A 13,010-nucleotide genomic window follows, 5' to 3' on the forward strand; every position below is an offset into this window, starting at 1 on the left:
GATGCCCATCATGCAGCAGGCCTCCGACTCCGACGCCGAAGTCTGGGGGTGCGCGATCCCGGCAGGTCTCTCTCGAGGAGGTCGCCATGACCGGAACGTCGACGCTGGTGGAGTTGCTACTGGCCCGGATCGAGCAGGACGAGCGGATTGTCGACTTGTCGCACCGGCATCCTCACGCGAGGCGTTACGGACGGCCGCCAGCTGATCGCGGTCGGGTCGCTATTCACGCTGGAACACTGCTATCGCTGTCCGACTCCCGCACACCTTCCTGTCGATCGGGCGTAAAGGCTCGCCCTCGCGCGATCACGGACAGTGATCGCTCGCCCCAGGGCGCGCCGGTCGGTCAGCGGAGGCAAGTTCGATGGTGAGTTGGCGGTCGACGGCGCGCGCGATTCGTCGAAGTGTGGAGAGGGTGGGCTGCTGAGATCCGTTCTCGATGGCGGAGATGACGGACTGCTTCGAGCCGACTCGATCTGCGAGTGCCGCCTGGCTGAGACCCGCGGCCGTGCGCGCCTGATAGACCATCTCTGCCATCGCGCGCCGTGCCTCTTCCTCTTCGAGCGCGGCGTCGAACCGTGCGCGCTCGTCTGTCGTCATGGCCGCGAGCGATGCGACTTCCAGCTCCCGAAACGGAGTGCTCATCAGTTCTTTCCTTGCTTGTGTCTTGCTTGCGCCCGACGAGCTCGAAGAATCTCGCCACGCTCATTGTTGCGCCATGTGCCCGCGGACTGCACCGTGTAGGCGGGCTTGCGTCGGTCGCGTTTCCGTAGGACACTTCTCTGTTCTGCTTGGAAGGGGCACCGGTGACGCACGATGATGGCGATGTCGACTGGGAGGAGGTCATCCGCGGCATGATCGCGCGCAGCGCCGAGTCTGCTCCCACCGAGCCGGGGGTATACCGGATGCCGTGTGGGAACTGCTACGTCGACTTCTTCCTCACCTCGGACGGCGCCGAACGGTGGCTCGTCCCCGGCGATGAGCGCAGCTACACCCGCGACACCGTCGCCGTCGCCCGGCACGGCGACTACCCGTGGGAGCGTATGTACACCCTCGCCCACGCCGCCGCAGAGATCCGGCGCCGCGCGGCCGACGTCGGGAGACCCGTTGATGCCTTGATTGAGGAACTGGCAATGATCGCGGAAGCGGCGGACGCAGCCGAGAACGAGGAGATCGCCCGCATCGTCCGGGAACGGCCCACCGACAGTGAGGACATCCCGCTGGCCGACCTCGCTCGGAAGTTCGGGATCGATCTCGACGAACTCTAGCGATATCTATCCGGGTCTATCGAAACGCTAGACATCGCTAGATTCTGCAAGAGCATCCATCACCTGCGAGAGGCCTGCCATGAGTGAGTATCCGTGGTTCGACTTCGACCAGGTCGACTACGTCACTGCGGACACCCACTTCGACCACGCGCGGATCAGCGAGCTCGCGGAACGCCCGTTCACCACCGTCGACGACATGAACACCGAACTCGTCCGCAGTTGGAATGAGGTCGTCAGCCCGACCGATGTGGTGCTGCATCTCGGGGATGTCGCACTCGGACCGATCGAAGAATCGATCGGCCTCACCGCGCAGCTGAACGGTTGCCGATACCTGGTACCCGGAAACCATGACCGGGTGTCGCCCGCGACGCAGTCGAGGAAGGCGATCGAAAGGTTCGCGCCGCTCTACGAGGCGGCCGGGTGGACCATCCTGCCGGAGGTCATCGAAGGGACCCGGCGCGGGTACCGGATCCTCGCCTCCCACTACCCCTACAAGGGCGACTCCCAAGAGTCGGACCGGCACACCACGCACCGGCCGCGCTGGGACGACGGGATCCCGCTCCTGCATGGCCACACCCACGCACGCGATCACGGCCCCATCGGCCACCAGTTCCACGTCGGCGTCGACGCCCACGGGTACGCGCCCATCCCCTTCACCGTCATCGACGCCTGGATCCGCAACCTGCCGGACGTCGAGCCGTGGCTCGATGTCACGATCCGTGAGGCCCGTCAACTCGTCGCGGACTTTGACGCCAGCGAGACCTCGAACTCCGATGCCCTGTTTTACCAGATGGGATACAACGAACTGCTGATCGCGCTCGAGGACCTCCTCGGCGCGCTGGACCGCCAGTGGCCCCGCCGTGACGAATCGTGTTGATCGCGAGCAGCAGTCATGTGCCGGCGGAACCGCGGAGCCGTGTCAAGGGAAAGCGATGCTGTGGGATTGAACGGCAGCCCGATCAAAATCGGGCCAGTTTGTGACGGCTCTCATGAGACAAATCGGTGCCAGCGTCGATCCGGTCGAGCAAGGGGTTCAGGTCAGCGGGTTCACGCATGACAGTTGGTCATGAGATCCCACAATCAGCCGCCGGTCTGTCAGATCGTATACGTACTGCCGCACACCCGAAGCGGAGGGCGGCATCCCTACCGTCACGACGCACCGTCCCGGGAACCACCAGCGGAGAGCCTTCACTGAGAGACTGCCGTAGGCGCGAATCGTGGTCTCGTAACCTCAGCATCATGATCTCCGGAGAGATCAGTCGCGGACTCGTACGGTATCTACGCGGCAGCCCGGAGAGAGGGAGCAGATGGGCCACTACGACCTCAATCGCATGGGCTGGCAGCAGTTCGAGCACATGCTTCAAGCTCTCGCAAAGGCCGAGCTGGGCAATGGTGTACGCCCGTTTGGGTCCGGTAAGGATGGTCAACGCGACGCAACCTTTGAAGGTCGGGTCACTTTCCCTGTGGGCAGCGCGAGCTCTTGGAATGGATACGGCGTCATCCAGGTGAAGCACCACGAGAAGCCAACCACAGCTACCGCCGACTGGAAGTGGTTCATCGAGGAGGTGCGCGGCGAGATCCGCGGCTGGCTCGGCAAGAAGCGTCTCGGCAAGAAGACACCGAAGTACCTCCTCTTCGCCACGAACGTGGCGCTCTCCGGCACGGAGGGCAGCGGAGGGAAGGACCAGTTTGAGCTTCTGATGAGCAACTCGGCCGCCGAGCTGGGTTTGGACGGCTGGTTCGTCTGGGATTACGCGGAGATCCGCACGATGCTCGACAAGCACACCTCGATACGACAGCGGTACCTCGAACTGATCGTGACCGGCGACTTCCTCGTGCAACTCGAGTCTCTGCTGCCCAAGAGGACCGCACTTGAAGCCGACAGGCTGGCGGGTCACGCTGTCGCGGAACTCATCACCCGACAATGGGTTCGCACCGGCGACGCCGGCTACAGCGACACCTCAAAGGTCCGACTGGCGGACATTGCAATCGATCTCCCGTGCGTATGGCGCGCGGGGCCCGCCAACGAGGCCGAAGGCCGACGCATGGCTGCACGCGTAACGCTCGCGATCGGCAATCGCGCATTGTCCAGCTCTGGGGGCTCCGGCCCGCAAGGTGTGGTCCTGATCGGAGGACCGGGCCAAGGAAAGAGCACCATCGCGCAGGTGATTGCACATGCTTACCGGGTAGCGTTCCTCCGCGACACCGACATAACCCGATACGGCGCCAACGCGAAGCACGCTTTCGACGGCTTGCGCGACCGTCTCACCACCGCCGGGATCCCAGCCCCGAAGCGCCGACGCTGGCCCATCGTCGTCGAGCTGGCCAAGGCAGGAACGTCGGTCGCTCGAGACGAAGGCGCCTTCTCGCTCCTCAAGTACATCGCTGACTCAATCCTCGTGGAGGGAAACCCGACCGACCCGAGCGCCCTGCTGGAATGGATGAGCAGCTGGCCGGCCTGCCTCATCCTTGACGGCCTCGACGAGGTTCCAGATGCGAAAGTGCGCAGCAGGCTGATCGATGCCATCAGCAGCTTCGTGAGCGAACTCAGCGCTCAACGCGCCGACGTTCTTGTCGTCGCCACCACTCGCCCGCAGGGGTACCGCGGAGAGTTCGGCGACGCTCTACCGTGTGAACAGTTGGAGTTGCTCGAGTTCACGGAAGGCGAAGCGCTGAGCTACTCCGAAGCGCTCACAGCCGTCCGAACGTCGGAAGACCCAGACCTCGCCGCGCAGGTCACCGAGCGGCTCATCACCGCTGTTCACGAACGAGTCACGCAGAGACTGATGACGACACCCCTGCAGGTGACGATCATGACCGCCCTTGCAGAGGAGGCCGTTGACCTTCCCAGCGACCGGTTCGAGCTCTTCGATCGCTACTACAAGGTGGTGTACGAGCGGGAGCTCGCCAAGAGCGAGGCGTTCGCCGAACTCAAGACACTCCGCCAACACATCGATCACCTGCACGAACAAGCCGGCATCAAACTGCAGGCACGCACCGAACAACCTGGCAAATCCGACGCCGTACTGACGAAGACGGAAATCGGTCGAATCCTCCGCAGGCGTCTCACCATGGCCGGATTCGATGAGACTGAGTCGGAGACGATTGCGGACAAACTCCTTCGGCTCTCCACCGAACGGGTCGTCATGCTCGTCTCACGCAGGCCGGCCAAGTATGAGTTCGAGGTCAGATCCCTGCAGGAGTACATGGCAGCGCGAGCCCTCACGGACGGCGACGACGCAACCGTGCTCGGCGGACTGAAGACGCTCATTCCGTCTAGCCACTGGCGAAACACCTGGCTCCTCGCCGCGGGAAGACTTCTCAAGCGGCGCGAGCACCTCACAGACGAAGTCATACAGATCGTGACCGAGTACGACACCACCACAGCAGAAACTCCATTGACCGCCCTCGGTGCCGGACTCGCTGGTGAGCTCTATCTCGACAATCTCGGCGCTGAGTTCCCCGCCGTGAGACGCGCGCTGCTGACGAGCGCGATGGCGCAGTTCGCGGAAACTGCTCCAGAGTTGCCCCGATCACTCGCCGACCTTATGGATCTAGCGCTATCGCAGGCCGAGCGCGAAAGCGCAATCGCGCTGGAGTCGCTGCACGAACTCAGCAGAAAGAACCTCTCCAACCTCGCGACCAAGTACCTCAGCGAGCACAGCAGCGGCATGTCGCCGGCAGCCAAACAAGCACGAACCACGCTCACCGAAGGACGCAAGTACATCAAGCCCGGCGGCCAGACGACGCGAGCACGAGCGCAGATCCTCGCACGACACCTCGCACGAGTCGCTGCCACGGTGCCCGAGGCACTCGTGCTGGTCGAGCGGCTGAATGAGGAAGCCGCATCGACCAGCAGTAGCAGTGGCGCAACGGCGTCGGTGGCGCTCCTCCAGGCGATGGACCAACCCGCGGCACGAGCAGGACTCGCTTCCACGATCAGCTCGATGGCCCATAGTCAGCCCGACGCGGCACACTATGGGACTGTTCTGCTTCGCCAACACGCGTCTAGATCGCTTCGAGGGCAAGGGTATGCCGGGTAAGTCGGGTGTTGCGCTCACCGGCCAAGCCGCCCGAATGCGTGCGAGCCCTTGACCTTGTCCGGGCGGGTGTCTTCTCGTCGGTGCCATCGTCGGCGGGCGACTCGGATCGATTGTTGGTGCAACGCTTCCGGGAACTGCTCACCGCTTTGTCACGGTCGCGCAGGTTGTCGCATCGCGGGGTACTTTGCGTATGGTGCTGCGGCTGCGATTTGCCATCGTCGGGCGACGCTTGGCGCCACGCCTGTGAGGTCACAGAGAGGACCGATCGGCATGGTGCTGGCGAGGTTGAGCATTGCGGAGCCTCGGAGCGCGACAATGCTGCAGCCGAGCGCTTCGAGGCTGGTCACGGGACGGTCGTAGTCGACATGCGCACCCGCCCTGAGCTTGGAGGGAAAGAGCCAATCGGAATCGGTATCCCATCGTCGGGGCGCGTCGATCTGGCTTCGAATGAGCTCTGGGAGTGGCGGTGGCAGGGTGATTGGAGTCTGTCCAAGCCGAAGTTGAAGGGTGTTGCCATCATCGATGATGTCCGCGCGCGTGAGGCGCAATACGTGGGAAGCGGGTCGACCGTAGAGGCCGCTGATGAGACCTGTGATCCGCGTGATCAGCGGCAGCGACTCGTCGGTGCTCAGTCTCTGGAGCCACTTCTTGTGTTCGTCTGGTGGGTAGCTGGTCGCTTTGAGACCGCTGGGATGCTTGATGGGTCGGAGCCGTCTTGCGCGGCCCGTCCGCGCGGCCCAGCGGAGAAAGTTTCGCAGGGAGGAGGCTTCCTTTGGGTTGTCGTCGAGGTACTGCTCGACGACGCTCTGCGGCGCTGTCCCGAGATCGATGCCGTTCTGGTCGAGGTGGTTGAGGAATCTCTCTGCTGTGCGGCAGATCAGTCGCGCCCGCATGTAGGACCCGTCCGTGATCCCCTTTTGCCTGATGAGCTGGCGGGTGCGTGCGGTGACTTCCCATCGGCAGAACGGTGTGAGGTGTCGCGCGACAGAGTCGGGCCGGTCGCTGAGGAAGGCGTCGAGCCATCGCTCGAACCGGACTCCACCTTCATCGCGCGGCTTGAGGATGCCGACGTCTGTAAGCGAGTGCCGGAGTAGGTTGGCAGGCTGGAAGGCTGGATGATCATCGAGTGCAGTGTGGCTGATCGGGATCTCCTCACGCAGCATCTTCCGGAGCAGGGCTGCGGTGCGGCTTCGCTTGGTCCACTTCGCCATCGATTGGGGTTCAGGGTGATCGAGTAGCCGCACTTGCAGGGGTGCGAGGAGCGAGCGCGTTCGCGCGGTTCCTTCGGCAAAGAGGTCATTGACGCAGTCGGTTGCGTGGCAGCGATGGCAGATGCGGCCGTACCGTGGCTCTTCGTTGCCACAACGTGGGCATGCGTATCGGGGTGGGGTTCCGGCGCATGTGCTGCAAACCAGGTTGCCGGCTTCGTCCACCGCGACGAGCAGAGCACTCGTGTAGCAGGTGGGGCACTTCTTCTTCGTGGACTTGGCGTGCCGGTAGCACGACTCGCAGGTGTCTCCTCCGAGGAAGGAGACGGCGATGGTCGTGGTCTTGTGGCAGTGGACACATCGCCCGATGCGTCCATCCGCGCAGTTCTCGCAGACGCTATGGCCGTCGACTCGCTTGTGCGCTGGCTGCATCCGATCGCAGATCGTGCAGAGCCGGTAGTTGGCGGGATCCTTCCTCCAGCACGTCCCGCACACGGCCGAGCCGTCTTCGAGTCTGCGTCGAATGATCTTAGGGAGGTGGCATCGGCCGCAGATCTTCGGTGTCGCCTTGGTATAGCACCCGTGACAACATCGTGAGCCGTCGGGGTGATTGGCTCCGAGCAGCAGATCTCGATCACAGTGTGTGCAGGCCGGCACGACAACATCGTGCCCTTGTGCGCGGGCGAGTCGGAGAAGCCGCTGCGCGGAACGACTCATCTGCTGATCGCCGTTGTGCGCGTAGTTGGGCGAGGTTTGCAGGTATTGGATGAGCCAGGCCCGGGCGGTCGGCGTTTCTACGACTAAACCGAGCATCTCGGCGACACCCGCCTTGCCGATCGTCTTGGCCGCGTCCGTTTGAGTGGTGGTCTTTCGCTTCGTTGCGATGATCAGCTGTCGTTAGTTTAGGCGGCGGTGATCTCGGGGAGTATCACCGCCTCGTCGATGGTGGGGGTGGTCGCGGTGAGCTCGGTCATGGAGGCTTCGGAGAAGTAGCGGCGGTCGGCGGCTTCCCATTCGTCGTGTTGCTCGACGAGGACGGAGCCGGCCAGGCGGAGCAGGGCGGCGTTGTTCGGGAACACGCCAACGACGTCGGTGCGGCGCTTGATCTCCCGATTGAGGCGTTCCAGCGGGTTCGTGGACCAGATCTGTCGCCAATGCCGGGCGGGGAACGCTTTGAACGCGAGGATGTCGTCACGGGCGTCGGTGAGCATCACGGCGGTCTTGGGGTGGACGCGCTCGATCATGCGCACGACTTCGTCGAACTGGGCATCGATGTGCTCGGCGTCGGGTTGGGCGAAGATCGTGCGGATCACGCTGGCGACCATCTCCTGCCGGCCCTTCGGGAGGGCGGTCAGGACGTTGCGCATGAAGTGGACGCGGCAGCGCTGCCAGGCGGCGCCCTGCAACACGGTCGCTGCGGCCTTCTTCAGTCCGGCGTGGGCGTCGGAGATCACCAGCTTCACCCCGCCCAGACCTCGTGTCTTCAACGAGCGCAGGAACTGCTTCCAGAACTCCTCGGTCTCGCTGTCTCCGACATCGAAGCCCAGCACGACCCGCCGCCCGTCAGCGGCGACGCCGATCGCGACGACGACCGCCTGGGACACGACACGGTGGTCGATGCGGACCTTGCAGTAGGTCGCGTCGAGGAACACGTAGGGGTAGGCGATGTCAGACAGCGAGCGGTCGCGGAACGATGCGACCTCGGCGTCGAGCCCTTGGCAGATGCGGGACACCTCGGACTTCGAGATGCCAGTGTCAGCGCCGAGCGCTTTGACGAGGTCATCGACCTTCCGGGTTGAGACGCCGTGGAGGTAGGCCTCCATCACGACCGCGAACAAGGCTTGGTCGACCCGGCGGCGCCGCTCCAGCAGCGACGGGAAGAACGACCCCTGCCGCAACTTCGGGATCCGCAACTCCAGATCCCCAGCCGTGGTCGACAGCACCCGCGGCCGGGAACCGTTGCGGGTAGTCGTGCGCTCGCTCGTGCGCTCGTAGGGGGCGGCGCCGATGAATGCGGCTGTCTCCGCGTCGATCAGCTCCTGGTAGAGCCGCTCGGTCGCGGCTCGGATGCGGTCGGTGGTGCCGGTGAGCTTCAGTTCCCCGAGCAGCTCGAGGAGGGCAGACTGGTCAAGAGCCATCGTGCGGTGTCGTCTTTCTGTGTGAGTTCTTGGTCGTTCTCACTGACCATCGCACGATGGCTCACCCCGTCGCGGTCACGACGCCGCGGGCCCGAAAGACCACCACCCCGCGGGACTCCAGGCCCGGTAGCCGGGGAACGACTGGGCCCGGCCGGTGAAACCATGCGCCCACTCGGTGAGATCGTCCAGCCGCCCCCTGTGCGTCAGGATGGGGTGAGACACCAGCACTGCTGACCTTCGCACTGCACGGGGCGAGAACGGACCAATACTGAGATGACGATGACGGTTGCTGACGTCGGCACCGATGATGGGGCTATGGCTCCTCGTGCTGACCGGCCCAAGAGGCGGACGTTCACCGCCGAGTTCAAAGCGGCGATCCTGGCCGAGTACGACGCCGCGGACCGCTCTGGGCGTGGGGAGATCCTGCGCCGGGAGGGCCTGTACACCTCCCACATCATCGAGTGGCGCAAGGCCGCGGCCGCCGGCTCGCTGTCCGGGCTGGGCAGCAAGCCGCGGGACCGGCGCGAGCGGGAGCTGCAGGCGCTACGGGCCCGGGCGGAGAAGGCCGAGGCCGAGCTGGCCAAGACCAGGGCGGCGCTGGACCTGATGGGAAAAGCACACGCGCTCTTGGAGACGCTCTCCGAGAGCGCGGACAAGCCGCCGCGGTCGCCGCGGTGATCAACCCGGCCGTCGACGGGCTGGCCGAGCACGTCGGCACCGCGGCTGCGTGCGCGCTGCTGGGTCGCTCCCGCGCCAGTCACTACCGGGCCAAGAACCCGCCACCGCCACGTCCACGGACACCGCGGCCGGCACCGGCGAACAAGCTGTCCGCCGCCGAGCGGGCCCACGTGCTGGCCGTGTTGACCAGCCAGCGGTTCGCGGACAAGTCGGTCGCCCAGGTCTGGGCCACGCTGCTGGACGAGGGCACCTACCTGTGCTCGATGTCCACGATGCACCGGATCCTGCGCGAGCACGACATGGCCGGGGAACGGCGCCGGCAGGCGAGCCACCCGCCCCGGACCCGGCCCGAGCTCGTCGCGACGGCGCCGGGGCAGGTGTGGAGTTGGGACATCACAAAGCTCAAGGGGCCGGAGCGGGGCGTGTACTACGACCTGTACGTCGTGCTCGACATCTTCTCCAGGTTCGTCGTGGGCTGGACCATCGCGGCCCGCGAGGACGCCGAGATCGCCAAGAACCTGCTCGAGCACGCCATGGGCATCCATGGCGTGCCGGAGGCGATCCACGCCGACCGCGGGACCTCGATGACCTCCAAACCGGTCGCTCAGCTGCTCGTCGACCTCGGGGTGGCCAGGTCGCACTCCCGCCCGCACGTGTCGAACGACAACCCTTACAGCGAGGCGGCGTTCAAGACGCTGAAGTACGCCCCGGTCTTCCCCGAGCGCTTCGGGTCCCTGGCCGACGCCGGCGCGTTCGCCGAGCAGTTCTTCGCCTACTACAACCACGAGCACCGCCACTGCGGGATCGGGCTGCACACCCCCGCCAGCGTCCACTTCGGCACCGCCGGGCAGGTCCGCGCCCAGCGCCAGGCCACCCTGGACGCGGCCTACGCCGCCCGTCCCGAGCGCTTCGGCCACCGCCGACCCCAGGCGCCCAAGCTGCCCGAGGCCGCCTGGATCAACCAGCCCTCACAGGAGGCCCTCATACAGACCGCCTGACGGAATCTGTCTCACCCGCCTTGACACTTTCCGCTTCGATTACAGCCCGATCACGGAGCGACCGACGATTTCGTGGCCGAATGGGGCCCGAGTGGCGTTCTATGTCGGGCTGAACATCGAGCACTATCAGATCGACAAGCCCTCCACGAGCATCTTCGGCGGTACCGCGATGCTGCAGCCGGATCCACTCAATTACGGCTGGCGCGATTACGGTCCGCGGGTAGGCCTGTGGCGGATGATCGAGAGCCTCGACCGACATGGAGTGCCCGCAAGTGTGCTTCTCAACTCCGACGTTTGTCGGCACTACCCCCAGATTCTCGAGGCAGGCCGGCAACGCGGCTGGGCGTGGCTCGCGCATGGCCGCGACAATTCCACCTTCCAAGCTGGAATGGGTGCTGACACGGAGCGCGCCTACCTTCAAGACGTGACGGATACAATCGCCTCCGCCACCGGAGTACGGCCGCGGGGCTGGCTTGGCCCGGCGCTCACAGAGACGTTCGAGACGCCGCGGATCCTTCGGGAGCTGGGGTATGACTACGTCCTGGACTGGACGAACGACGATCAGCCGTATCCGCTGAACGTCGACGGGATGTTCAGCGTTCCCTACACGATAGAACTCAACGATGTGACGATGTTCGTGAGTAAGAGCTATACCGGCCCGCAGTTCCTGGAAGCGGTGATCGACCAGTTCGATCAGCTCTATTCAGACTCCGAGCACTCGGGTCGCGTCATGTCGCTGCCGTTGCACCCGTTCATCGTCGGCCAGCCGTTCCGCCACCGCTACCTTGATCGGGCCCTCGAGCACATCACGTCTCACGATGGTGTCTGGGTGACGACGAGCGATGCCATCGCGGCGCACTATCAGTCGACGGGGAACAGGAGAGCCGATTCGTGACGAATACGGAGCTGATCGATGAGTACGCACGGCTGCGCGACGAGTTCAAGGCCAAGGGATTGGGCGGCCGGATCGGCTACGGCGAGAAGCCGGCGCTGCTGATCGTCGACTTGATCACCGGATTCACGGACAGCCGTTCGCCCCTGTCAGGCGAACTGGAGTCACAGCTGGCCGCCACCAATGCCTTACTCGTCCCCGCCCGTGAACTCGAGATCCCCATCTTCTTCTCGACGGTCGCGTACGACACCGAATTGCAGGAGGCGGGGCTCTGGATCAAGAAGATCCCGTCCAACCACCTGTTGGTGGAGGGCAGCGAATGGGTGGAGGTCGACAGCAGGCTGGGCCAGCTGCCCCACGAGATGACCCTGGTGAAGAAGTACGCATCCTGCTTCTTCGGAACTGATCTCGCCGCACGCTTGATCTCACGGGGTGTCGACACCATCATCATCGTCGGCTGCACCACCAGTGGGTGCGTGCGCGCCTCGGCGGTTGACGCCTGCTCCTACGGCTTCCACACCATCGTCGTCGAAGAGGCAGTCGGCGACCGGGCAGCCCTTCCGCACCTGGCCAGCCTCTTTGACATCGACGCGAAGTACGGCGATGTCGTCAGCCTCGACGACGCACGTGCTTACCTGCGGGGGCTTGCGCAACAGAACGATTGACTGCAGTAACGCCGTGGGGCCAACTTCCTCTGTGCGGAATATTGAACCGGCGTGCAGGCCGAGATCCCGCAGATGCTGGCGCAGGGCGGCGGATCCATCATCAACACCGCCTCGTCCCTCGGGCAGGTCGCCATCGCCCACCAGTCCGCCTACGTCACGTCGAAGCACGGCGTCATCGGCCTCACCCGAGCCGCCGCGGTGGAGTACTCCGACAAAGGCATCCGCGTGAACGCAGTGCTGCCCGGGGTGATCCAGACGCCAATGATAGACGCGCTGGAGGAGACCTACCCCGGCTTCAAGGACGCGCTGCTGACGAAGCACCCGATCGGCCGACTCGGCACGCCGCACGACATCGCCGAGATGGTCGCGTGGCTCGGTTCCGACGCGGCCGCCTTCGCGACCGGCGCGCAGTTCGCCGTCGACGGCGGGTACCTCGCGATTTAGACGAGGTGGCCACGACGGACGGGAGGCACGGTGTCAGCTGACACCGTGCCTCACGTCCGTCACCGGTCGCGCCGCGACCCGCGTGTCAGCCGTTCTTCGCGGCCAGTCGGTCCGTCTCGCTGTCGTTCCGCCACCCGGCGGTCGCGCCGCCGTCGACGCTGTAGTTCTGTCCGGTCACCCAAGAGGACTCGTCGGAGGCCAGGTAGAGCGGCATGTACGCGATGTCCTCGCCCGTGCCGGGGCGTTGAATGAGCGCGTTGCCGACCTGCCAGGCCTTGCCCTCCGCATCCACCGCCTTGTCCGTCGCCGGGGTGCTGACGAAGCCAGGCGAGATCGAGTTCGCGCGGACGCCGTAGCGGGCGCCCTCCGCAGCGAGCGACTTCGTCATCGCGATGACGCCGCCCTTCGCGGTGGTGTGCGCGACCTGGCGAGCGGCTCGATCCCGCGACCTTCGCGATCGACGGAAAGCAACTCGAGATCGATCTCGAGTTCGAGGCCTGGGCCAAGAGCGCGCGCCGCATCGGCGCAGCCACCCGGCGTCCGGCGAGGACGTCGCGGGGCGGACGGGCCGATCTCAACACGGTGCGTGAATGGGCCAGTCAGAACGGACACCAGGTCAGCGATCGCGGCAGGGTTCCCGCGTCCATCCTCGAGGCGTACGACGCGGCGCACTGACGCG

At 65.1% G+C, this 13,010-nt stretch carries 12 protein-coding genes; 8 read left to right on the forward strand and 4 right to left on the reverse strand.

What is annotated here, in order from left to right; all coding sequences use genetic code 11:
- Positions 1 to 303: 303 nt before the first annotated feature.
- Positions 304 to 642 carry a helix-turn-helix transcriptional regulator gene (locus AB1285_RS21935; protein WP_231860830.1) on the reverse strand — a complete coding sequence of 113 codons (339 nt, stop codon included), beginning with the start codon at positions 640 to 642 and terminating at the stop codon, positions 304 to 306.
- Positions 643 to 803: 161 nt separating this feature from the next.
- Here AB1285_RS21935 and AB1285_RS21940 point away from each other — a divergent pair, with 161 nt between their 5' ends.
- The 3 genes from AB1285_RS21940 (at position 804) to AB1285_RS21950 (ending at position 5,308) form a co-directional block, all read left to right on the forward strand.
- Positions 804 to 1,265 carry a zinc ABC transporter ATPase gene (locus AB1285_RS21940; RefSeq protein ID WP_217584117.1) on the forward strand — a complete coding sequence of 154 codons (462 nt, stop codon included), beginning with the start codon at positions 804 to 806 and terminating at the stop codon, positions 1,263 to 1,265.
- Positions 1,266 to 1,344: 79 nt separating this feature from the next.
- The gene (locus AB1285_RS21945) at positions 1,345 to 2,142 is read left to right on the forward strand and encodes a metallophosphoesterase (protein WP_217584118.1); all 798 of its coding nucleotides are present in this window, start codon (positions 1,345 to 1,347) and stop codon (positions 2,140 to 2,142) included.
- A 430-nt stretch (positions 2,143 to 2,572) separates the two neighbouring features.
- Positions 2,573 to 5,308 (forward strand): NACHT domain-containing protein, encoded by a 2,736-nt coding sequence (locus AB1285_RS21950; RefSeq protein WP_217584119.1) that lies wholly within the window; start codon positions 2,573 to 2,575, stop codon positions 5,306 to 5,308.
- Between the two features lie 149 nt (positions 5,309 to 5,457).
- On the opposite strand, the gene AB1285_RS21955 is transcribed toward AB1285_RS21950, so the two are convergent.
- Together AB1285_RS21955 and AB1285_RS21960 are read right to left on the reverse strand one after the other, a co-directional pair.
- Positions 5,458 to 6,519 (reverse strand): hypothetical protein, encoded by a 1,062-nt coding sequence (locus AB1285_RS21955; RefSeq protein ID WP_370428833.1) that lies wholly within the window; start codon positions 6,517 to 6,519, stop codon positions 5,458 to 5,460.
- 899 nt (positions 6,520 to 7,418) lie between these two features.
- Positions 7,419 to 8,654 (reverse strand): IS256 family transposase, encoded by a 1,236-nt coding sequence (locus AB1285_RS21960; RefSeq protein WP_046746337.1) that lies wholly within the window; start codon positions 8,652 to 8,654, stop codon positions 7,419 to 7,421.
- A 279-nt stretch (positions 8,655 to 8,933) separates the two neighbouring features.
- Between AB1285_RS21960 and AB1285_RS21965 the strand changes: the two genes are divergently transcribed.
- From AB1285_RS21965 to AB1285_RS21980, 4 genes are all read left to right on the forward strand, one after another.
- A protein-coding gene (locus AB1285_RS21965) for an IS3 family transposase (protein WP_370428832.1) occupies positions 8,934 to 10,330 on the forward strand; the annotation gives its coding sequence in 2 pieces (ribosomal slippage) (positions 8,934 to 9,270 and positions 9,270 to 10,330; 1,398 coding nt in all).
- A gap of 91 nt (positions 10,331 to 10,421) precedes the next feature.
- The gene (locus AB1285_RS21970; protein WP_203225534.1) at positions 10,422 to 11,225 is read left to right on the forward strand and encodes a polysaccharide deacetylase family protein; all 804 of its coding nucleotides are present in this window, start codon (positions 10,422 to 10,424) and stop codon (positions 11,223 to 11,225) included.
- A complete protein-coding gene (locus tag AB1285_RS21975) occupies positions 11,222 to 11,887 on the forward strand; it encodes an N-carbamoylsarcosine amidohydrolase (protein ID WP_005050795.1) in 666 nt (221 codons plus the stop codon). The genes AB1285_RS21970 and AB1285_RS21975 overlap by 4 nt, the downstream gene beginning before the upstream one ends.
- Positions 11,888 to 11,938: 51 nt before the next feature.
- Positions 11,939 to 12,331 carry an SDR family oxidoreductase gene (locus tag AB1285_RS21980; RefSeq protein ID WP_005050794.1) on the forward strand — a complete coding sequence of 131 codons (393 nt, stop codon included), beginning with the start codon at positions 11,939 to 11,941 and terminating at the stop codon, positions 12,329 to 12,331.
- Positions 12,332 to 12,416: 85 nt separating this feature from the next.
- On the opposite strand, the gene AB1285_RS21985 is transcribed toward AB1285_RS21980, so the two are convergent.
- Positions 12,417 to 12,860 carry an SDR family NAD(P)-dependent oxidoreductase gene (locus AB1285_RS21985; protein WP_082157159.1) on the reverse strand — a complete coding sequence of 148 codons (444 nt, stop codon included), beginning with the start codon at positions 12,858 to 12,860 and terminating at the stop codon, positions 12,417 to 12,419.
- Between AB1285_RS21985 and AB1285_RS21990 the strand changes: the two genes are divergently transcribed.
- Entirely contained in the window at positions 12,851 to 13,006 is a 156-nt protein-coding gene (locus AB1285_RS21990) for an Lsr2 family DNA-binding protein (RefSeq protein WP_425488716.1), read from the forward strand. The genes AB1285_RS21985 and AB1285_RS21990 overlap by 10 nt on opposite strands.
- Positions 13,007 to 13,010: the final 4 nt, after the last annotated feature.

It is taken from the genome of Microbacterium sp. NRRL B-14842, from assembly GCF_050470785.1.

Excerpts from the sequence above, each read along its gene's own strand:
- AB1285_RS21945 (WP_217584118.1), top strand. The coding sequence starts at position 1,345 with ATGAGTGAGTATCCGTGGTTCGACTTCGACCAGGTCGACTACGTCACT.
- AB1285_RS21950 (WP_217584119.1), top strand. The coding sequence starts at position 2,573 with ATGGGCCACTACGACCTCAATCGCATGGGCTGGCAGCAGTTCGAGCAC.
- AB1285_RS21960 (WP_046746337.1), bottom strand. The coding sequence starts at position 8,654 with ATGGCTCTTGACCAGTCTGCCCTCCTCGAGCTGCTCGGGGAACTGAAG.
- AB1285_RS21955 (WP_370428833.1), bottom strand. The coding sequence starts at position 6,519 with ATGGCGAAGTGGACCAAGCGAAGCCGCACCGCAGCCCTGCTCCGGAAG.
- AB1285_RS21935 (WP_231860830.1), bottom strand. The coding sequence starts at position 642 with ATGAGCACTCCGTTTCGGGAGCTGGAAGTCGCATCGCTCGCGGCCATG.